We start from the raw sequence: 21010 nt of genomic DNA, 5'->3' as shown, positions 1-21010 counted from the left end.
GTGTGGATTACTACCGGGTTGTTATCACTGAATTGATCGCACAACAACCGTCCCAAGATTGGATCTGGACTGCTGGACGGGGTCCGTCGGTTCGGCTGGCGGACCACCGATCTGAGTTGCCAGTTACTCCGCTCGGTCCTCCGCAGCCTCCGTTGGCTCGTCTACGGTATCGTTCGTCCCCGCTTTCCGTCGGAGCCACTCGAGCCCTACCGCGCCGCCGACGAGGCCGGCACCGGTCGTGAACCCGGGAACGGAATCGGCGTCATCGTCGGTTTCGGCGTCCGTGTCTTCTGTGGTATCGTCTGGGTCGTCTCCAGTTCCAGTGTCATCAGTATCGCCGTCGCTACCGTCGTCGATGTCACTCCGGCTATCGTCCCCGTCGCCGTCCGTATCATCCCGGTCACCGTCGTCGTCATCCGGTTCGCCGTCTCCCTCGGTGTCATCCGGATCGTCATCTCCGTCGTCGGAGCTCTCCTCCTGGTCACCGTCGTCGACGTCATCCGATTCGTCGTCTCCGTCCTCCTCGCCCTCGTATTCGTCGTCGGTCTCTCCCCCTTCGTCGTCCGCATCCTCGTCGTCGCTCTCGGGATCCCTGTCGCCGTCCTCGTCTTCGTCGACAGATTCATCCTCGTCTTCCTCGGGAGTCTCGTCGTCTCTCTCGGTATCGCCCTCGTTCAGATCTTCTCGAAGCGCGACGAGGGCGTTACCGTCTTCGACGTAGAGCGTCTCGTCGTCGATGGCCACGACGTTTCCAACGGAGCGGTCGTCCGTCGAAACCGTCCAGCGTTCGCTCCCGTCGTCCTTCTCGAAGGCGACGAGCTCCCCGCTGTACCCGTCCCACTCGGAAGAGTCACTCGTGGCGAAGTAGACGTAAACGGTGTCGCCACCGATGACGGCCGCGTCGGTGACGTTTTCGTCCACCTCGAGGTCCCAGCCGCCGTTCTCGTCGTCGTGAGAGCGGACGTTGAGCTCGTTATCGCCGTCGCCAGCGATGTAGATCTCCTCGCCGAGAACGAGGTCGGTCCTGCGGGCCGTTACCGTCTCCCGCTTGTCGCCCGTCACCGGATCGTACAGATACCGGGCGTCGGACCCGGACGCGTCGAGGGCGACACCCCCCGCCGTCGCCCTGATCTGGCCGGCGCCTCGTGTGTCATCCAGATCGTCCTCGGTGTGCCAGATCACGTCACCGGAGTCCGGATTCAGCGCGACTACAATCTCCGCTGACTCGCTCCTCGCTGCGGTGTAGACGACGCCGTTTGCGGCAGCCGTCTCCCCAAACAGCTCGTACTCCTCGTCGTCCTCAGCTCCGATAGTAATCGACTCGCGTTCCCACCGGACCGAGCCGTCGTCCGCGTCCAGGGCGTATAGCGTGGCGTCCGTGTCCTCGGAGGCGGTGTCACCGGAGAGGGTAAAGACGGTCCCATAGGCGACGGTCAAGGTACCCACTTCGTCGAGGTCTTCCGCCCAACGGACGCTGCCGTCTGCAGCATCCAGTGCAACGACCACGTTGGGTTCGTAGACTCGGTCGCCGTACTCGTCCGCTTTGGGTTCCAGGCTGCGGAAGTAGACGGTGTCTCCGAGGACCGCTGGATCGCTCGTTTCGATCCCGTTGGCGGATCGTATCCAGTCATAGTCGTCATCCCCGTCAATCTCCCAGATGGTCGAGCCATCCGCAGCGTCAAACGCGGCGATCCCGTCCAAGGTTTGCAGGTGGACGACGCCGTCGGCGACGGCCGGCTTTCCATCGGCACGTTCGACCGTCCATGCGGCCTTGAGCGCCTCGCCATCGAACTCGGGGGCGTCGGCGGCGTACCTCGCGTGGCCGGCATCGCCGTCGTTCGACGGCCACATCGCATCCGTCTCCGGGTTCGGGTCGATATCCGAGTCCGGAAGCTGTTCATCATCGTCCTCGCCGTCAGCGGAGACGGCCGAGGAGAGTACGCCACCGGCAGCGAACACTGCGCCCGTCGTCAGCACTGACCGTCGTCGCCACGTCGTCATACGTGGCCGGAAATTAGCCCATGTGGATTACTACCGGGTCGTTATCACTGAATTGAACGCTCAACAACCGTCTCAAAGGTCGGATCGGAACTGCTGGACGGAGCTCGTCGGTTCGGCTGGCGGAACACCGGCCCAAATTGCCGGTTACTCGGTTCGTTCCTCCCCAGACGTCGGCGGCTCGGCCGCGGCGTCAGCCTGTTCGTCTGCCGCGGCCCGTCGGCGCAGCCACTCGAGCCCTAACGCGCCGCTGACAAGGCCGGCACCGGTCGTAAAGCCGGGAACCGAGTCGGCCTCGTCGTCGTCGATATCGCCGTCCTCGTCGTCACTGTTGTCTTCGTCGCCGATATCGTCCTCCTCGGAGTCGTCGACGTCGTCTTCGTCGCCGATATCGCCGTCCTCATCGTCACTGTCGTCTTCGTCGCCGATATCGTCCTCCTCGGAGTCGTCTATCTCGTCGTCGCCGTCGTCATCCGAGTCGTACTCCTCTCCGTCGTACTGCTCGTCGTCTCCGTTTTCGCTCTCGTCTTCGTCGTCGGCCACCCCTTCGTTGTCATCCGCTTCGCCCTCCTCATCTCCGTCGTACTGCTCGTCGTGGTCGTCCCTCTGGTCTTCGCTCTCCTCCTCACCGTCGTCGTCATCCTCGTCGTCCCCATCTCCGCGATCATCGTCCGCCGTTTCCTCACTTTCGTCCTCCTCTCCATCGTCTTCGGCATCGTCGCCGTTTTCTCCATCACCTTCGTCACCCTCGTCGTCCTCGCCGGTCTCTTCGTCCCCATCATCCTCCTCGCGAAGCGCGACGAGACTGTCCTCGTGTTCGACGTAGAGCGTTTCGTCGCTGATACCCAGGACGTTGCCGACTGGCAGCTCCCCGGCTTGGATCGCCCAGCGCTCGCTTCCGTCGTCCTTGTCGAGGGCGACGAGTTCGCCGTCGTATTCTCCGTACGTCGCATCCGTCCCCCTGAAGTAGACGTAGACGGTGTCGCCGGCGATGATCGCGCGGCCGACGTTGCGAGACACGTCGACACCCCAGTCGTCCTCGTCGCCGTGATAGGCGCTTCCCGTGAGCTGGTCGGCCTCGTACCCGCTGAGGTAGCGCTCCTTGCCGAGCGTCACCGAGATCCCCTCCGCCGACACCTTCGCAATATGCTCGCCGGTCTGTGCGTCGAGGAGCACCCGGGCGTAGAAATCGACCCGGCTCACGACGACGGCGGTCGACGTCGCCCGTGCCTGGGCGCCTCCGGTGTAAAAATTCGAATCCCCTCGCCAGACCTCATCACCCGTATCGGGGTCGAGTGCAACCGTTGCACCGCCTTCCAGATCCCCCGCGCCGGCGTAGACGACGCCGTTCGCCGCGGCGGTCGTATCGAGGAAGTCGTACTCCTGTTCGCCCTCGTCATCGTGTTGGGTTTCAGCGGTGAGCGTGTCGATCTCCCATCGCACCGACCCGTCGTCGGTCTCGAGGGCGTACAGCGTGCCGTTGACGACGACGAAGACGCCTCCGTACGCGACGGTCTGACTCTGAATCGGATCCTCCGGCTCGAACTCGGTCTGCCACCGGACGCTTCCGTCGGCGATGTCGAGCGCGAACAGTTCGTCGCCGGTAACGTAGACGGTGTCGTCGACAACCGACGGCGCGTTCGCGTCGACGTCGGTGTTCTCCCAGATAATCGAACCGTCGGCGACGTCGAGCGCGACGACTCCGTTCGCATTCGTCGCGTAGACGACGTCGTCGGCGACGGCCACGCCGGCGTCTCGTCCGAAGCCGAAGTCGACCGACCAGGCTGCCTCGAGCGCGTCGCCGTCGAGCGCGGTCCCGTCGGGGACGTACCTCGCGTGCCCGGCGTCGCCGTCGAACGACGGCCAGTCCTCGTCCATCCCTGGGTTCGGATCGCGGTCCGGATCCGGTAGATCGTCGGTCGACTCCTCCCCGGCACCGATCGACGCGAGGGCTCCCCCTGCAGTGAGCGTTGCACCGGTCGCCAGCACCGAACGCCGTCGCCACTTCGTCATACGGGTGTCGACGACAGAATATCGGATTACTATCCAGTTGCTACGGCTGACTTGTCCTTCCTGCAACTGTTTCAGACGGACGAGCACCGAGCTTACTCGACGGAACGGAACCGACGGCATCGACCCTCGAGGACGGACTCGCGGGCTCGAGCGAAGCGGCTTCCGGCCGTTACCACTCCTGGCCGGCGGGTTCGGCCTGCCGTGGTTCCCCCTCGTCCTCGGACGTCTTCTCCCCGCGGACGACGAAGTACGCGATTGCGGCGACCACGCCCAGCGGGAAGAACAGGAACAACAGCCCGGCGGTGCCGAGCGCCCAGAGGAGTTCGTTGTTCTCCCGTTTCGAGGCGTCCTTGTAGATCCAGTAGGCGACGCCGATCGTGATCACCAGGAAGACGAGCGAGACGGCCAGTGCGATGAGAACGAACGTCGACTCGTCCATCGGCAACTCCTCGCCCTCCGCCTGAAGCACGACCGCGGCGTTGAGTAGCTGTAGCATCTACGCTCCCTCCACCGAATCGAGCGTCGACCGATCCGGTACGCCTCGTCTCGAACCGGGACCACCGAGCCGGCTGACGGTCCGTTCACGTATCATTTGTGTCATATCCTGTACTCACACACTCATCCCCAGCACACTATATTTTTTGCGGTGAGATTGGTTGTAATCGGATGGTCGAGTGACGTTACACCGCTACGGACGGGTTACTCCATCTCGAGCAGTTTCGAGACGAGCGGCGACTCGTCGGTGCCGAGCGCCGACTGCACGAGCAGGTGGCCGCCGAGTTCGGCGAGGCTGATGACGTCGTCGGCACCGGCTCGCTCGAGCTTTCGCGTGTTCTGGCGATCTGTCGCGGCGGTGACGATCCGGACGTCGGGTCGGAGTTCGCGAGCGGTCAGCACCGCCATCGCGTCCTGGGCGTCGTCGTCCGTCGCGACGAGGACGGCCCGAGCGGTTTCGATCTTCGCCCGGCGAAGCGGGTCCTCGTCGCTGGGGTTGGCCGTCAGCACCCGGATGTCGCGGTCGGAAAGCTCGTTTGCGGCCGTCTGATCGCGGGTGACGACCAGAAACTGCGTTTCGGCCCGGTGGAGTTCGTCGACGATCGGTTCGGTCAGGTCCCCGTAGCCGAGCACGAGGATGTGGTCTTCGAGGAGTTCGAGTTCTGAATCGGTCATAATTCCGAGGGTTTTCGAGATTCGGGCCTGGATCGCGGGGCCGACGAGCGCCCCGATGGCGATACCGAAGCTGGCGACGCCCAGCACGACGACGGACATCGTAAAGAGCATGGCGACCTCCGTTTCCGGCCCGATGTCGCCGTAGCCGACCGTGCTCGAGGTGATCAGCGTGAAGTAGAAGGCGTCGAGCAGGTGGTCGATCCCGTCGAACTGCTCGCGCAGGGCGTAGGCGCCGAAGGTGCCGTAGGCCTGGACCCCGACGAGCGCGCCGCCAGCCGCTAACTGGGTCGTCGTCAGCTCGAGCGAGCGATCGAACCGTCGTCGAGTGAGCAACAGCGTCGGCAGGGCACACACCGAGAGGACGACCAGCGGCAGCGAGTACGGGCTTGCCTGCAGGAGTCCCTGCCCGGCCGTGATCGGCAACAGGAGAAATGTCGCCCACCAGCCGGCCCGCAGCCCCCGCCGCAGGGCGAGCGCGCTCGCCAGCATCAGAAAACCGGTCAGTGCTCCCGTGAAGCCGACTGCGTTCTGGACGACGATCGGCACGTGGGCCGCGAAGGGGCCGAAGTCCGCCGCCTGCTGATCGATCCTGAGGATCCCCGTTGCAACCGAGAGCAGGGCGACGAGCAGGGCGAGGACGACGGCCGCCCGCGTCGTCACGACCCAGCGCCAGTTTTCGGGCAGCCGCTCCACGATGCGTTCGCCGACCATACCCCCGCTCGGAGGCGTGGCCGATTAAACCTCTTCGTTCGCGGTCGCCTCCCGGTCGGCGAGAAACTCCGCTGCGGCCTCTTCGCCGTCTTCGAACAACCCCTCGAGGAAGTCCGGACTCCGGTCGAGCTTCGTCCGCCAGCCCAGATCGGGTCGGCGAAAGCGGATGCGTTCGATCTCGGTGTGGGTGAACTTCTCGGGGAGGTAGCCCGCCTCGATCCAGTCGTTGAGCTGCTCGACGAAGCTCACCTCACTGTTCAGGGACTTGTTACCCGAGAGTTCGTTCCGCCGGTCGGCGATCCCCTCCTGGGACTTCGGGACGCGGGGTCGTTCCTGCGGGTTGATCTTGATCACCCAGATCTCGTCGGGGTCGGCCGTCTCCCGGTTGCTCACGAAGTCCTTGATCGGCGGATTCTTCGAGAACAGGCCGTCCCAGTAGTACTCGCCACCGACTTCCTCGGCCGGGAAGGCGTAGGGGATGGCGGCCGACGCCAGGACCGCCTCCGCCGAGAGCTCGTCCTCGCGGAAGAGCTTGAACTCGCCCGAGAGCACGTTGGCGGCGCTGATCAACAGCGCCGGTTCGCTCCCATCCAGCAGCTCGGGGATCCCCTCGAAGTCGACGTGGCGCTCGAGCAGGCTGAGGAACTCCCGACGACCCCAGAGCGCGGCGGGGGACTGGTAGGGGCTGACCTCGGGGGTGGGGACGCCCATCCGCTGGAGTCGGCCGGTCCAGCGGACCGTCTCGTTTGCCAGCCGGTCGATCGGCCCGCGGGCGGCCATGTCCGCCCAGTAGTCGGCCAGCAGTGCTCCGGGCTCGTGATCGGGGTGCTGGCGTCCGTACCACGCGAGCAGTGCGCAGACGGCTCCGCCGGAGGTCCCGCTGAAGCCGACGATCTCGACGTCGTCCGCGAGGGCCTCGTCCTCGAGTAGGCGAGAGAGGACACCGGCGGTAAACGCCGTGTGGCTGCCGCCGCCCTGGCACGCGATTGCGACGCGCTGTGGATCTGAACTCATCGTCTTCCTCGTTCGTTCCCATCCGCGGCCCAAGTTCGTTCCGGCTGCAGCCCTGCGAGCCGGTAGCTGTTTAACGGTTCCGGCCGATCGGCCGATAATGACGTTGCCGGTCGAAGTACTGCTCGGTCTCTACCTCGGCCTCCTGACCGGAATCGTGCCCGCGTTCGTCTCCGGCGCGCTCGGATTTCTCGTTCGGTACGTGACCGGCGTTACACTGCCCGGTTTCGGTGTGGTCGTGCTGGCGCTCTCGATCGCCAGCGTCCAGGGCGGCCTGCTCGGACTCGTCGAGCCCGACATCGCCCAATCCCCCCGACTGCTGGTCGCCGTGCTGGTCGTTCTAATGCTCGCGCTGTACGCCCACAACGAGGGCGACAAACTCGGTGCCGAGCTGCCGCGACGGCTCTCGCTGTCCGGACTGCGTCAGCGGACCCTCTCGGCCGACGTGATCGAGCTCGTCGGCGCGGCCGGACAGGTTACGATCCGCCCTACCGGCGAGATCCGCGACATGGAGGGGTATCCCCCGCTGTCGGCCGATCTCCGCAGGACGCTCCGGACCGGCTCCTGGCGGCTCCCGGCCGACCTTCCGCTGTCGGAGCTCGAGGTGCGCCTCGAGGAGCGCCTGCGAACCGACCACGAGCTCGCGGACGTCACCGTCTCGATCGACGAGCGAGGACGTGCGACGATCGCCGCGGCGCCGTCGGCCGGCGGGCTCTCGCGGCGCGTGCCGGAGGGAAAGCGGGCGGTGTCGATCGCGACGCTGGTGCCGACGGGGCTGGCACGCGGGGATCGGGTGACCGTACAGGGGGACTCCCGATCGATCGCGGGGAGAGTACTGAGCGCACGGGTCGACCGGGACGAGGGCCAAGAGCAACCGTGGGACCAAGAGCCGTCGGCGGAATCCGACGCGAACCAAGCCGCGTCGGACGCGGAGCGGGAACCGACGGACTCCCCATCTCTATCCTCGTCTCCAGCCCCGGGCGGCTCGAGCGTCGCGAGCCCCGGCGGCGTCGGCCTCGTCACGATGACCGTCGACCGGTCGGCCGTGAAGCCGCTGCTCGAGACGGAGACGCCGCGACTGATCGTCCGCTCGCGGGGAACCAACCGGGATTTCGAGGCGTTCGCGCTGGTCAAACGCGCCGGGTACGCGATCCGTCGGCTGACCGTGGGCGCGACCGCGGAGTCGGCGCCCGTCGATCCGCCGTCCGACGTGCGAGTGCTCGCGGTCCGCAGGCAGGACGCCGATCTCGGCGACCGTCGCCAGGGGTGGCGGTTCGTTCCGGGGGGAGGGGACCGACTCGAAGCCGGCGACGAGGTGTTCGTCGCCGGCCCCGAAGTGACGGCCGACGCCTTCGCGGAGGCGATCGGACGATGAGTCGCCCGGCGCTCGACCGTCGGCGGGGTGCTCGCGCGTGATCGATCCGTTCGTCGCGCAGCTCGCCCAGCCCGACCCCGCCGTCGACTCGCTGCTCGACGTCTTCGGTAGGATACTCGGCTTTACGGTCCTCGCGGCCGGAACGGCGGCAGCCGCGGCCGTGACCTTCCGGTGGTACAGCGCCGACGAACTTCCGGAGGGTGTCGGCGTCCTCGCCGGTATCACGGCCGTCGCGATCTGGCTGAACACGAAGACCGCCCTCCAGGACGCGATCATCGGCACGACGCCGCTGCTCGAGATCGAGACCGCGGTGTACACCGTCGTCGTCTTCGCCACGAGCGCGATCGCCGCCGACGGCGGGCGACGGGTCGGAGATTACCTCGGCCGGGACGTGTTCGCGCTCGCCGCGCCGCGGACGATCGACGACGTGGGACAGCTCGTCCGCTCGGCCGGCCGCGTGACCGCGGTGGAGCTGCCGGAGACGATCGAGGACGTCGACGGCTACGATCCCGTCGACGCGGAGACGAAGGCGGCTCTCGCCGGCGAGACCTTTCTCTTCCCGCGACACCTGCCGGTCGAACAGCTACGCGATCGGCTGACCGCGCGCCTCGAGCGCGACTACGGGATCGGCCACGTGGACGTCGAGCTCGGGGCCGACGGCGAGATCGAGTACCTCGGACTGGGGAGCCGGCCCGCGGGGATCGGGCCGACGCTGGCTCCCGGCACCGTCGCCCTCTCGATTCGTGCGGATCCCGCCGCGGACGCCAGCCCGGGCGACGCCGTCCAGATCTGGACCAGCGACGACGGACCCCGACCGCTCGCGGTCGGCGAACTGCGGGGAACGGCCGCCGACGCGGCGACCGTCGCCGTCGACGACGACGACGTCGGCGCGTTCGAGGCCGACCGATCGTACCGACTCGTCACGCTTCCGGGCACCCTCGACGCGGAACGGGAGCTGGTGTCCGCGCTCCGTGCGGCCGACGAGACGGTCACCGCGCTGGCCGTCGACGCCGGCGGCTCCCTCGAGGGGACGCCCGTCGACTCGCTGCCGGCGCTGGTGCTCGCAGTCGATCGGAACGGCGACGACGCCGTCGCGCTCCCGTCCGACGACCTCCGTCTCGCCGCCGGCGACGTCGCGTACGTGCTCGGCCGTCCGGAGGCCCTCCGTCGGCTCCCGGAGCGGTAGCTACTTGCCCTCGGCACGGATAGCGCCATCCATGACCGAGTGGAAGCTGTTCGCGGATCTCGCCGAACGAGCGGGCGACAAACACGTCGCGGTCGAGGCCGATGCCGGCGACACCGTCGGCGACGCCCTCGAGGAGCTCCTCGAGGGACGTCCGGAACTCGAGGACCGCGTGCTCGAGGACGGCGAGCTGCGCTCCCAGATTAACGTGTTGCGCAACGGAACGAACGTCTTAGTCGAGGAGGAGGGTCTCGAGACCGAGCTCGAGGAGGGAGACGAGCTGGCGCTGTTCCCGCCCGTCAGCGGCGGCTGATGGAGCTCCGGCGTCTTCGGCCCGACGAGGCGGCCGTCCGTCGCTACGTCGAGGCGCTGTGGCTCCCGTACCACCGCGAGCTCGAGTCGATCGTCGACGGCCACGCGCTCGCCGACGACGTCGACCTCGCCGCTGCGGAGGTCGCACATCGGCTCGAGCGACTCGCGACCGACGGCCACCGAACGTGGATCGCCGTCGACGGACTCGACGCCGACGGATCAATCGATCCGATGTTTCGCCCCGATAGCGACGGCGACCTCGCGGGATTCGTCACTACCGACGTCGACGAGTCCCCCGCCGTTTTCGACCGTCCCGATCGGCTGACGGTCGGCGATCTCTACGTTCTCGAGCCCTATCGCGGAACGGGCCTCGTCGACACCCTCCTCGAGCGCGCCGCGAAGCGGGCTCGAGCGGTCGACTGCGAAGCACTCTCGCTCGAGGTCGACGTCGACAACGACCGGGCGATGGCCGTCTACGAGCGACACGGGTTCGAGACCGACCGTCGCCAGCTGTCGCTCCCGATCGACGACGGCTGAACGACTACGACGCGATTCTCGAGGATTGGCGTCGGTTCCGGTGCTCGAGCGCTCCGGTAACTACGTCTGCGTTTGGACCGTCGGCCTCGAGTCTGCAGCCCCGGCTAATCACCGTTGGGTGGGACTGAAAGGGGCTGGCCCGCTCGAGGAGCGAGGCGAGGCAAGCACTGGAGCGAACGGAGTGAGCGAAGTCGTTCGAAAGACGCGAAGCGTCTTTCGTGAGTGAGCGAATCTTCGATTCGCGATCTCCGCGAAACCGACGGTTTCGCTTGATGACGAGAGAGCTTTGCTCTCTCGAACCACGCGCAGCGAGCCGCAGCCCCCAAGCGGGCCAGGGGCTTTCGTGGTGTTGATGACGTGAACACGTTCTGCTCGCACGAACACAGGGAATCGCCACGCCCTCCCCAACCGACTCACTCGCTGCGCTCGTTCGTCCCTCGCGCGACATCATCGACCGCCCTCGCTTTCGCTCGCTCGGTCGACAGCGCACGCCACCACAGGAAGAACGGTCGGACCGAACTGATACATGGTCCACCTGTACGTAACGCGAGCTTCACGGGTGCCTGTGAAGAAAGAAATCGTACTACCAACTACTGGTAACGTTTTATCGGTGCAACCGCAGGGCGGTCGCGGTTGCACTGGCAATGGCTTACAGTAGACTGCGTTAGAGCTCGATCCCGAGCACGAAGTCCGGTTCCTCGGAGATCTCCGCGCCCGCGTAGGAGGCATCGCTAACGTACTCGGCAGTCTCGGGGATCAGAACGCGGGTTCGGTCCGCGCCGATGGCGGCGGCGTCCCGGGCGATCGCGCCGAACAGCGACCGCGCGGCGTCGACGTCGTCCCAGGCGCCGACGCCGTACTCGGCCCACGTTTCGGTTTCGCCGTCGTCGCCCTCGCGGTCGTACGTTCGGACGCGGTAGGACACCCCAACCGGGGCCGACTCCCGTTCGGCGACGAAGACGGCCGTCTCGTCGGCGAGGCGCTCGAAGTCCTCTCGCGCGAGTTCGCGCATCGCCCACGACTCCTCGGGGGCAAAGCCCAGTCCCCGCAGGTGGTCACGGGCGTCGCTGTGGGTCCAGTAGCGCCAGGCGCGCCGGGGATCGCTCGAGACCGAGTCCGGACTCGAGGCGTCCGAATCCGGCTTGGGATGAGCGAAGCGAAACTCCGTCAGCGGCTCGAACCCGCCAGTGCGTGCGGCGCCCAGCGAGGCGGCGTTCCACGAGAAGATCATGATCCGACCGACGGTCGCCCCCTGCTCGCGGGCCCACTCGAAGCAGGCCTCGTTGAGCCGACCGCTCAGTCCCTGGCGCTGGTAGGCCGGGTTGACTCGCATCCCCTGGAACCAGGCCTCGTCGTCCGAGAGCATCACGGCCTGGACGATCCCCGCGACCTCGTCGCCAGCGTCGGCGAGGAACGTCTTCTTTCGCTCGTCGCCGTCCTCGAGCCAGTCGTGGTAGATCTCGGGGATGTAGTCGCCGCCGCGGTCCTCCCAGAGATCCTCGGTGAACGCCTTCACGCCCTCGTAGTCGTCGTGCGTCGCTCGTCGGATCTCGATACCTACCGACATCTCACTCCCAGGGGGTCGACCGTTCCTGCAGTTCGCGGGCCAGCGACGTCTCCATCGCCTCCGGGACCGAGTCGGCGTTCGCCAGCGCCCACATCAGCTTGACTTTCGCCGTTCCCGGCAGCGTGTCGCCGGCCTCGATCACGCCGGCCTCGAGCAGGTCCCGACCCGTGTCATACACGCGGTCACAGACCCGTCCCTCGAGACACTGGCTGGTCATGACGACCGTCGTGCCGTCCTCGATCAGCGCCTCGATGCGGGGGATGAGGTCGGTGTGAACGTGGCCGAGTCCGGTCCCCTCGAGGACGACCCCCTCGCTTCCCTCGACGACGTCGAGAAAGGCGGGATCCATTCCGGGCGTGAACTTCAGCAGTTCGACGTCTTCCTCGAGGTCCTCGGCGAGTGCGAGGTCCACCTCGCTCTCGTCTCGCTGCTGGTACTCCCGGCGAAACGAAACCTCCTCGGAGTCGTAGTCGACCTCGCCCAGCGGCTCGGCACCGATCGTCTCGAAGGCGTCCCGGCGCGAGGTGTGGTTCTTACGGACGCGGGTGCCGCGGTGGAGCGCACAGCGGTCGTCGCTCTCGGAGGCGTGCATGCAAACCATGACCTCCGCGCAGTCGCTCTTGGCGGCCTCGACGGCACAGACGGCGTTCATCACGTTATCGGAGGACGGCCGATCCGCCGAGCGCTGGCTGCCCGTAAAGACGATCGGCACCGGCGTCTCGAGCATGAAGGCGAGCGCGGAGGCGGAGTACTGCATCGTGTCGGTGCCGTGCATGACGACGACGCCGTCGGCGCCGTCTTCGATCTCCTCGCGGACCGCACGGGCGAGGTCCTGCCAGATCGGGGGCTCCATGTTCTCCGAGAGGATGTTGGCGACGACTCTCCCCCTGTAGTTCGCACGGCCCGCTAGGTCCGGGACGGCTCGAAGGACGTCCTCGGCGTCGAACTGCGCGGTCACCGCGCCGGTGCGGTAGTCGACCGTCGAGGCGATCGTTCCACCAGTAGAGATCAGCGCGATCGTCGGCAGATCGGCGTCGAACTCGACCGCCGAGCCGCCCTCGTCGTCGGCACTGGAGCCGTCGATCTCGTAGACGTCCTCCTCGAGCACGTCGACCGCGGCGTCCTCGCGGTCGATTCCGACGTTGTACCCACCCTCGAGTTTCACCACGAGCTGCTGGTCCGTACTCGAGGGCAACAGGACGCCCTCGTAGCTGCGGTCCGCGCGATCGACGCGAACGCGGTCGCCTGGATTCATACCTCTCCGTTGCGCGGCGCCGGACTTGAAGGCACTCTTTCGGCGTCGAGTCTAGGTAACCAGACCGACCGCGACGAGCCCCATTCCCATCAGGAGGAGCACGCCGGCGATGACCGCCGTCAGCAGGCGGACGGTACTCAGCGCCTCACGGGTGAGATCGAGCCGCGGGTAGAGGTGGCGTCCGGCGTACAGCAACCCTCCCCCGAGAGCGATCGAGATCACCCCGAAGACGATCAGCTCGGTAGTCACTGCCACCCAGTACGTCGGGGAGGGTAAAAAGAACGCCCGTCGCCCGTGGGAAAAGGCCATGGTCTCGGAACGCTTCGACTCGCGTATGGGCGATCGTTCGGACGAGTTCGTCGAGGCCGACCGCGGGGAGCGTTCGACCGACGACCTCCTCGAGGAGACGGAGCGACTGCTCTCGGGCTCCGACGCGGAGGTCGACACGGATTCGAGCGCTGACGCGCCCCCCGCGGCCTCGCCCGAGACGGAAGCGGAGGCGAACGCGACCAAGAGCAGCTCGCTCCGGTCGCGCCTGCCGTCGCTTCCCCGCCCCTCGCTCGAGACGGCGTTCTCCCCCAAGGCGTTTCTCGCGCTCGTCCTCGCAATCGGGGTCGGCTTCTTCGCCGGCGAGCTAACGATTCCGATCGCCGGCCAGATCGTCGGCATGTTCGCCGTCGCGTTCGCGATCGGGCTCGCCACGTCGAAACGGCGCTACCTCGAGGTGGGAGCGGCCGGCGCCTCGGTCGGCGGGATCGCCGCGGTGGTGAGCAACGCGGTGCTCGCGGTCGCCGGGTCGGGGCGGGCGGTGCTGGCCGTCGGCGTGACGGCCGGACTGGTCGCCTGTCTCGTCGGCTACTACCTCGGTCGGGACCTTCGAAACGGGCTGTTTCAGGAGATCGAATAAGGACAGCCGAAGAGCCCAGCTCGCTACTGGGACACATCGTTCGAGTCGGTTCTGCTGGTCACGTACGCCTCAGCCGCTAGAAACTATTTTGTGGATCGGTGACAGATCTTTCGATCGTGTCCACGCTCACACGGCAGCTGGTCGACGCCTGGGGAACCCGGACCGCACAGGCTATCGGGGCCGTAATCGTCCTCAGCTTTGCTGGGTACTACCTGCTGCTCGACGCCGGAACGTTCGCTCTCGCTGGCGGCGCCGTTTTCCTCGCCACTGGAGTGCTAATGCTGTACGACTTGCTCGTCGAGTAAGGCCACCGACTACACGGGAGCGGAGAGCGCTGACGTCTGTAGCCGTGAGCCGACGTCAGGACTCCTCGGGCTCGGGGACGAGCTCCCAGCCGCGTCTCGTCCGTCGGACCATCCCCTCGTCGGCCATCAGCTCGAGGATCTCGGCGACGACCTCGCGGGGCGCGTCGACGTCCTCGCCCAACTCGGAGACTGATTTTGGCTCGGAGCGGATGCTCGCGAGGACGTCGGCGTAGATCCGGCTCTCGGGACCGGTGCCGACCGTCTCGGAGATCCGATCGAGCACGTCACAGACGTGGCGCTGGACCCACCGCTGGGCCAGCGACAGCTCGTTTTCGAGCTGCTCGAGCTGCTCTAAGGTCGCCAGCAGCTCCTCTAAGTCGTCGGTGTCGTCCCAGGAGACGTCGATTTCGAGGTGGCGACAGGTCGCGATGTCGAAGCTGCTGTTTGCCGGGTAGGCGCTCTTGCTCACGTAGCCATACGGCGAGAGGCTCACCTCGAGACGAAGGTTGCGGGCGATGTGGAAGTACTTCCGGCGCTGGTCGTCGATCCGGCTCTCGATCAGGCCGGCCTCCTCGAGCTTGCGCAGGTGTTCGATCACCGCCTTGGGACTCACGCCGAGGTACTCCGAGATCTCGGTCACGTAGCAGGGTTTTCGCGCGAGCAATCGGAGGATGCGTCTCCGGTTTTCGTTCCCGAGGAGGTCCAACAGGGCGGCGGAGTCCATTCGTAGCAGCGTTTGGGTGGCGCCGCTGAAAAGCGTGTCTTCTCAGCGGGTCGCTCGGTCCCGCGGATCGCAGTTACTCCCCGCCGTCCGCAGCGTCCGTCTCGTCGCCGTCGTCACCGATCGGTTCTCCCTCGAGGTAGCCCTCGAAGCCCAGCAGCTCCGTCGCGACGGCCGCGATCTGCTCGCTGCCGAGGTCGACGACGTTCTCCTCGAGGGCCTCGAGGCGGTCGACGCCGACCTCCTTGTCGTCCGCGAACGGGATGGTCTGCTCGATCGCCCGCTCCAGAGCCACGATCTCGACGGTCAGCCGGGTCATCCGGGCCTGGTACTGCGGCGTCGAGAGCTCGTCGCCGTGTTCGCGGAGTTCGTCGCGCTCGTGCTCGAGGCTCTCGAGTTGCGCTTCCAGGCCGTCCGCTCGCTCGTCGACGAGCCGTTCCCGGGTGTCGTCGTCGGCGGCTTCGTACTTCGCTTCGAACATCTCGGATTCGACCGTGCTCGAGGTGTCAGTCGCGCTCGACTGCATGAACGTGGTGACGCCGCGTTCGACTTCCGAATCGTGTTGCTCGTCGTCCTGTTCGTCCGACTGATCGTCGGCGCCGACGCTCATGAAGGCCCCGCCGGCGACGGGGGCGACCGTCAGCCCGACGAGGAGGACCGCAGCGAGGAGGGCGGCCGACCGGGTGGAGTTCATCACCCTGTTCGACCGTCGACCGGCCTAAAAAGTCGGGCCTTCGTTCGGAACCGTTTACGCCCTCGGTTCGGCCGTTCGGAAGACCCGGTGGATTTACACTGGCTTTAGTCGCGTTGCAGCGGTCGTACGTAGCGAGTGACTCGTCGTCGACGGCTCGAAACGATCCGGTTTCATCCGGATCGTTCAAACCGTTCATCTGCCGGACAGTCGGGATTTACCGCCGTCAGACGCCGTTTTCGTCGCGTTTATCATCGGCGTTATGAACTGTTGTAATCGCGCGACGGTACCGCCGACCGCCCGAAACGAGCGGTTGACGATTGCACTGTGTGCACGAAACAGCCCACAGAAAAGTTATACTGCCTCGGTCCATGGTATCTAGTGACATGTTCGAAGTGTTCTCCGGAAGCTACTACCTCGGTCGCCTCTACGTGACCCCGACCGACCGGCAACACGCCCTCATACACGACGAACAGCACGAACGCCTCAACGAGGAAGTGTACACGACCGGCGAGGGCGTCGAACGGCTCGACGCCCCGCTGGTGATGAAACTCGAGTCCCAGCACTTTCCGGTCCACGGCGATTCGGCCGTCCCGACGAACACCCTCGCACTTCCGCAGTCGATGCTCGAGGACACCGACGTCCGGAGCCCGCCCTCGTTACAGGAGGTGTTGCTTGCACGGCGCGAACGAGCCCGGCAGCTGCTTTCCTTCGCCGGCTGGGAGCCCTCCGGCCCCGACACCGACGACTACCCCGGCGCCGGAACCTAGAAGTACTCCCGCTTCGCGTGTTCGGTCAGATGATCGACGAGTTGCTCGGCCGCGCCCCCCTGAAGGCGCGCATCGACGAACTCGAGGAGGAAAACGAGCGGCTGCGGGAGCGGTACGAGGCCGAATCCGAACGACGAGCCGACGCGGCGACGGCCCGTCAGGAAGCCGAGGAGCAACAGAACCGGCTCGAGGACCGGATCGCCCAGCTCGAGGGCGAACTCGAGCGCGTCGAGGCCGACGATGCTGGGCCGACCATCCGCCGACGCGTCGACCTGCGCGGTGCCCGCCTCGAGGACGTCCTCGAGCGGCTTCAGTCGATCCGAACGGCTCCGGAGGGCGCGCTCACTGCGAGTCTCGAAGCGGAGATCCCCGGCTCCGTCCGCGAGGATCTCTCGGACGTCCTCGGTGAACGGACCGCGCTGCTCGAGGACGCCGCGCCCTGTCTATGCTGTGTCGACGACGCGGGGCTCGTCTCGGTCGCGCTGGACTCGCCCGTTCGGCCGTCCCTCGAGCCGACCTGGGACGACCGCTTCGACCTCGAGCGGGAGTGGTTCCTGCCGACCGGCCGCCACGCGCTCGCGCTCGTGCGCGCGGATCTGTTCGCGCTCGGAACCTACGAGGACGACGAGCGCGTCGACTACCGCGGCTTCGAGAGCGACGTCAAGGGCAACCACTCGAAGGGTGGGTTCTCGCAAGCTCGCTTCGAGCGCATCCGCGACGACCAGATCGACGATCACCTCGAGCGCTGCCGGGAGGCCCTCGCGGAGCGCGAGGCCGACCGCCTCTACGTCGTCGGCCAGCGCGGCGTCGTCGATACGCTGGTCGAGGAGGCCAACCCCGAGCCCGCCGCGACCGCCGCCGTCGATGCGACCGGAGATCCGAAGCCGGCGCTCGAGGACGCCTATCGGTCGTTCTGGACGACGACGCTGACAGTGATTTAACAGTGGGTTGGTTACGCTGTTGCTGTTCAGTCCGAACTGCCCGAACTGCTACCTAGAGGTACGAATGGAACGTTCGGTCTCAAGTCTGCAGCCCTAACTGACCACTGCTGGGTGGGACTGAAAGGGGCTGACGCGTTGAGCGGACGCTTCGCGTCCGCGATGCTCGGGAGAGCGAAGCTCTCCCGCCGCTCGAGGTGCGAGGGGATGCAAGCACCGCAGAGAGCGAAGCGACCGAGGAGCGCAGCGAGCCGCAGCCCTCGAGCGGACCAGGGGCTTTCGTGGTGTTGATGACGTGAGCACGTTCTGCTCGCACGAACACAGGGGATCGCCACGTCCTCCCCAGCCGACTCGCTCGGTCGCGTCNATGACGTGAGCACGTTCTGCTCGCACGAACACAGGGGATCGCCACGTCCTCCCCAGCCGACTCGCTCGGTCGCGTCGCTCCCTCGCTCACCCCTCGCGCAGCATCGTCGACCATCCTCACTGGCGTTCGGCCGATCGACAGCGCGCGCCGCCGTCGGAAGGGTGGGCAACTCACGATAATACATAGTCCGCCTGTGCTGAACGTGAGTCTCACCCGATCGCAGAACTACTCTCTCCCGTCGAGCCTACCAACGGGCGGACATCAGGGCATTCATTAGCGCGCCGTCCGAGACTCGAGTGATGAGTATCCCGTCGTTCGTCATCGGCATCGCCGGCGGCACGGGGGCCGGCAAGACGACGGTTTCCCGGACCGTCGCCGAGACGGTCGGCGAGGCCGTCACGCGGATCCCGCTTGACAACTACTACGAGGACCTCTCCCACCTCGACTACGAGGAGCGCGCCGAGGTCAACTACGACCACCCCGACGCCTTCGAGTGGGAACTGCTGCGCGAGCAACTCGACTCGCTGTTGATGGGCCAGCCCGTCGAGATGCCCCAGTACGACTTCGAGGTCCACAACCGCAAGGACGAGCGCGTCACCGTCGAGCCGTCGGACGTGATCGTCCTCGAGGGAATCCTCTCGCTGTTCGACGAGCAGGTCCTCGAGATGCTCGACCTGAAGGTGTACGTGATGACTGACGCCGACGTCCGCATCCTCCGGCGGATCGAGCGCGACGTCATCGACCGCGGCCGCGGGCTCGAGGGCGTCATCGACCAGTACTTAGAGACGGTCAAGCCGATGCACGAGCAGTTCGTCGCGCCGACGAAGAAAAACGCCGACGTCATCATTCCCGAGGGGGCGAACCGGATGGCCGTCGACCTGCTGGTCGAGAAGGTCGAGGCCGAACTCGCCCCCGGCGATTCCGACGCCGACGGCGATCAGACGTTCCCCCTCGAGGTCGGCGAGGGTCGACCGACACGGGTTGACGCCGACCCCTCGAGCCGTCCCGACGACTGATACGGATTACTGTAACGATGTACCGGCGCAACCGCCGCACGGATCGCGGTTACGCCGGTACTGACTTACAGTAAACCGTATGAGCTCTCGAATCGACCGCGTGCTGTCACCGGACTGCCAGTCCGCCGCCGAGATATCTATCGTTAAGTGATCGCTCGTCAGATGGCCGGTATGCAGATCGCGATTCTCGCCCACGAGAAGTTCCCGGACCGGGCCAAGACGGCCCTTGGAGTGCTGCGCTACGCCGACTACGACGTCGAAGCCGTCCTCGACCGTGACAGCGCCGGCAGCCGAGTACAGGATCACGTCTCCGACGTTCAGGACGCCCCGATCGTCGAGGGGATGGACGACGTCGGGGACGTCGACGCCCTGCTGATCGGGATCGCCCCCATCGGCGGCGGCTTCGACGAGAGCTGGCGCGAGGACGTTCGCACGGCCCTCGAGCGCGGCTGTGACGTCATCTCCGGACTGCACTTCTTCCTCGCCGAGGACGAGGAGTTCGCCGCGCTCGCCGCCGAAAACGACTGCGAGCTGTGGGACGTCCGCAAACCCCACGACGAGCTGACGGTTGCCGACGGCGTCGCGGGCGACGTCGACGCCGAGGTAATCCTCACCGTCGGCACCGACTGCTCGGTCGGCAAGATGACCGTCTCGATGGAGCTGGCCCGCGACGCCCGCGACGCCGGCTACGACGCCGCCGTGATCCCGACGGGCCAGACCGGTATCATGATCGAGGGCTGGGGGAACCCGATCGACCGCGTCGTCTCCGACTTCACCGCGGGCGCCGTCGAGGAGATGATCCTTGAGAAGGGCGACGAGCACGACTACCTCTTCGTCGAGGGCCAGGGGAGCATCGTCCACCCGGCCTACTCGGCGGTCACCTGCGGCATTCTCCACGGCTCGATGGCCGATCAGCTCGTGCTCTGTCACGAGGCCGGCAAGGAGGCGATCCACGGCTACGAAGACTTCGAGCTCCCCTCGATCCAGAGCTACGTCGACCTCTACGAGGACCTCGCCGAGCCCGTTGCCGACGCCACGATCACCGCGGGCGCGCTCAACACGAGCCACCTCGAGGACGACGAGGCGAGACAGGCCGTCGACGAGTACGCCGAGGAGCTCGGCGCGCCCGCAAGCGACGTGATCCGGTTCGGTACGGACGACCTGCTGGAGGAACTGCTCGAATGAGCCTCGAGACGACGTTCGAACGCCACAGCCTTCCCCTCGAGTTCCCGTTCGGGATCGCCCGGGGAACGGCGACGGAAGCCGAGGTCGTCACCGTCCGGATCGAGGACGATGAGGGGCGGGTAGGGGTCGGCGGTGCGGGTCCCTCGCCGCACTACGGGGAGACGCCCGACACCGTCGCCGCCGTTCTTCCGGAGCTGCTCGCGGTCGTCGAGGACGTCGGCGATCCCCACCAGCTCGAGCGGATCGAGCGTCGTATGCGTGAGACGGTCAACCGAAACCCCGCGGCCCGCTGTGCGGTCAGTATCGCCGTCCACGACCTCGCGGCCTGTCTCTTATACACATCTCTGAGCGGGCNCGAGACGATGCGCGAGAAGACCGAGACGGCCCTCGAGCGGGGCCACGGACGGCTGAAGGTCAAGCTCGGCACCGACCGCGACGTCGAGATCGTCCGGACGATCCGCTCGGTCGCACCCGACGTCGACCTGTTCGTCGACGCCAACGAGGCCTGGACGCCCCGCGAGGCGGTGTCGAAGATCGACCGCCTCGCCGAGTTCGACCTCGAGTTCGTCGAACAGCCCGTCGCCGCCGAGGATCCGGAGGGACTGCGGTTCGTCTACGAGCGCTCGTCGCTGCCGATCGCGGCCGACGAGTCCTGTATCACCGTCGAGGATGTTCCGCGGATCGCCGATCGCTGTGACATCGCGAACCTCAAACTGATGAAGTGTGGCGGTCTCCGCGAAGCGAAGCGGATGATCCACACCGCCCGTGCCCACGGGCTCGAGGTGATGTGTGGCTGCATGACCGAATCGAACGCCTCCATCGCGGCGGCCTGTCAGCTCGTGCCGCTGCTCGACTACGCCGACCTGGACGGCTCGCTGCTGCTCGAGGAGGACCCGTACTCGGGCGTTCCGATGCCCGGCGGCGAGATCGATCTCGCGGGGCTCGAGCGAGCCGGTACCGGCGCCGCGCTCGAGTAGC

At 66.6% G+C, this 21010-nt stretch carries 21 protein-coding genes; 11 read left to right on the top strand and 10 right to left on the bottom strand.

The features are described 5' to 3' along the window. Window positions 1-123 precede the first annotated feature (123 nt). From C491_RS04945 to C491_RS04925, 5 genes are all read right to left on the bottom strand, one after another. Complete coding sequence (locus C491_RS04945) at window positions 124-2001, bottom strand: outer membrane protein assembly factor BamB family protein (RefSeq protein ID WP_049891477.1); 1878 nt, start codon at window positions 1999-2001, stop codon at window positions 124-126. 144 nt (window positions 2002-2145) lie between these two features. Then, window positions 2146-4011, bottom strand: a complete 1866-nt coding sequence (locus C491_RS04940; protein WP_005554251.1) for a PQQ-binding-like beta-propeller repeat protein — start codon at window positions 4009-4011, stop codon at window positions 2146-2148. Window positions 4012-4180: 169 nt separating this feature from the next. After that, window positions 4181-4507 (bottom strand): hypothetical protein, encoded by a 327-nt coding sequence (locus C491_RS04935; protein ID WP_005554249.1) that lies wholly within the window; start codon window positions 4505-4507, stop codon window positions 4181-4183. Between the two features lie 203 nt (window positions 4508-4710). Continuing rightward, entirely contained in the window at window positions 4711-5892 is a 1182-nt protein-coding gene (locus C491_RS04930; RefSeq protein WP_005554247.1) for an NAD-binding protein, read from the bottom strand. Between the two features lie 24 nt (window positions 5893-5916). After that, the gene (locus C491_RS04925) at window positions 5917-6906 is read right to left on the bottom strand and encodes a patatin-like phospholipase family protein (protein ID WP_005554245.1); all 990 of its coding nucleotides are present in this window, start codon (window positions 6904-6906) and stop codon (window positions 5917-5919) included. 97 nt (window positions 6907-7003) lie between these two features. On the opposite strand from C491_RS04925, the gene C491_RS04920 reads away from it, so the two are divergent. From C491_RS04920 to C491_RS04905, 4 genes are read left to right on the top strand one after another with little or no spacing between them, the layout of a single operon-like run. After that, a complete protein-coding gene (locus C491_RS04920; protein WP_005554244.1) occupies window positions 7004-8278 on the top strand; it encodes a TrkA C-terminal domain-containing protein in 1275 nt (424 codons plus the stop codon). Window positions 8279-8315: 37 nt separating this feature from the next. Beyond that, the gene (locus C491_RS04915) at window positions 8316-9464 is read left to right on the top strand and encodes a TrkA C-terminal domain-containing protein (RefSeq protein ID WP_005554243.1); all 1149 of its coding nucleotides are present in this window, start codon (window positions 8316-8318) and stop codon (window positions 9462-9464) included. A 31-nt stretch (window positions 9465-9495) separates the two neighbouring features. Next, window positions 9496-9774, top strand: coding sequence for a ubiquitin-like small modifier protein 1 (locus tag C491_RS04910; protein ID WP_005554241.1), 279 nt, complete (start codon window positions 9496-9498; stop codon window positions 9772-9774). Further along, on the top strand, window positions 9774-10310 hold the full coding sequence (locus tag C491_RS04905) for a GNAT family N-acetyltransferase (protein WP_005554240.1): 537 nt from the start codon (window positions 9774-9776) through the stop codon (window positions 10308-10310). Before C491_RS04910 ends, C491_RS04905 begins: the two co-directional genes overlap by 1 nt. A 664-nt stretch (window positions 10311-10974) precedes the next feature. Here C491_RS04905 and C491_RS04900 read toward each other — a convergent pair. Genes C491_RS04900 through C491_RS04890 form a run of 3 tightly spaced genes read right to left on the bottom strand, consistent with a single transcriptional unit; the run spans window position 10975 to window position 13381 of the window. Continuing rightward, complete coding sequence (locus C491_RS04900) at window positions 10975-11877, bottom strand: GNAT family N-acetyltransferase (RefSeq protein ID WP_005554239.1); 903 nt, start codon at window positions 11875-11877, stop codon at window positions 10975-10977. A gap of 1 nt (window position 11878) precedes the next feature. Next, window positions 11879-13132 carry a Glu-tRNA(Gln) amidotransferase subunit GatD gene (gene gatD / locus C491_RS04895; protein WP_005554238.1) on the bottom strand — a complete coding sequence of 418 codons (1254 nt, stop codon included), beginning with the start codon at window positions 13130-13132 and terminating at the stop codon, window positions 11879-11881. A gap of 51 nt (window positions 13133-13183) precedes the next feature. After that, window positions 13184-13381 (bottom strand): hypothetical protein, encoded by a 198-nt coding sequence (locus tag C491_RS04890; RefSeq protein WP_005554237.1) that lies wholly within the window; start codon window positions 13379-13381, stop codon window positions 13184-13186. Between the two features lie 85 nt (window positions 13382-13466). Between C491_RS04890 and C491_RS04885 the strand changes: the two genes are divergently transcribed. Then, the gene (locus C491_RS04885; RefSeq protein WP_049891508.1) at window positions 13467-14039 is read left to right on the top strand and encodes a hypothetical protein; all 573 of its coding nucleotides are present in this window, start codon (window positions 13467-13469) and stop codon (window positions 14037-14039) included. 116 nt (window positions 14040-14155) lie between these two features. Continuing rightward, on the top strand, window positions 14156-14344 hold the full coding sequence (locus C491_RS04880; RefSeq protein WP_005554234.1) for a hypothetical protein: 189 nt from the start codon (window positions 14156-14158) through the stop codon (window positions 14342-14344). Window positions 14345-14399: 55 nt separating this feature from the next. Here C491_RS04880 and C491_RS04875 read toward each other — a convergent pair whose 3' ends face one another. Together C491_RS04875 and C491_RS04870 are read right to left on the bottom strand one after the other, a co-directional pair. After that, complete coding sequence (locus tag C491_RS04875) at window positions 14400-15068, bottom strand: ArsR/SmtB family transcription factor (protein ID WP_005554232.1); 669 nt, start codon at window positions 15066-15068, stop codon at window positions 14400-14402. Between the two features lie 73 nt (window positions 15069-15141). After that, window positions 15142-15759, bottom strand: coding sequence for a hypothetical protein (locus C491_RS04870; protein WP_005554229.1), 618 nt, complete (start codon window positions 15757-15759; stop codon window positions 15142-15144). 383 nt (window positions 15760-16142) lie between these two features. Between C491_RS04870 and C491_RS04865 the strand changes: the two genes are divergently transcribed. The 5 genes from C491_RS04865 (at window position 16143) to C491_RS04845 (ending at window position 21009) form a co-directional block, all read left to right on the top strand. After that, window positions 16143-16526, top strand: a complete 384-nt coding sequence (locus C491_RS04865) for a DUF5802 family protein (protein WP_005554228.1) — start codon at window positions 16143-16145, stop codon at window positions 16524-16526. 29 nt (window positions 16527-16555) lie between these two features. Next, window positions 16556-17467: a Vms1/Ankzf1 family peptidyl-tRNA hydrolase gene (locus C491_RS04860; protein ID WP_005554226.1), complete on the top strand. Its 912-nt coding sequence runs from the start codon at window positions 16556-16558 to the stop codon at window positions 17465-17467. A gap of 663 nt (window positions 17468-18130) precedes the next feature. Beyond that, complete coding sequence (gene udk / locus C491_RS04855; protein WP_005554225.1) at window positions 18131-18847, top strand: uridine kinase; 717 nt, start codon at window positions 18131-18133, stop codon at window positions 18845-18847. Between the two features lie 171 nt (window positions 18848-19018). Beyond that, entirely contained in the window at window positions 19019-20032 is a 1014-nt protein-coding gene (locus tag C491_RS04850) for a DUF1611 domain-containing protein (RefSeq protein WP_005554224.1), read from the top strand. After that, on the top strand, window positions 20029-21009 hold the full coding sequence (locus C491_RS04845; protein WP_005554223.1) for a dipeptide epimerase: 981 nt from the start codon (window positions 20029-20031) through the stop codon (window positions 21007-21009). The genes C491_RS04850 and C491_RS04845 overlap by 4 nt, the downstream gene beginning before the upstream one ends. Window position 21010 lies beyond the last annotated feature (1 nt).

Source organism: Natronococcus amylolyticus DSM 10524, from assembly GCF_000337675.1.
Classification (GTDB): domain Archaea; phylum Halobacteriota; class Halobacteria; order Halobacteriales; family Natrialbaceae; genus Natronococcus; species Natronococcus amylolyticus.
Note: the sequence above shows the minus strand (reverse complement) of the source record. Positions and strands in the feature narration are given on the sequence as shown.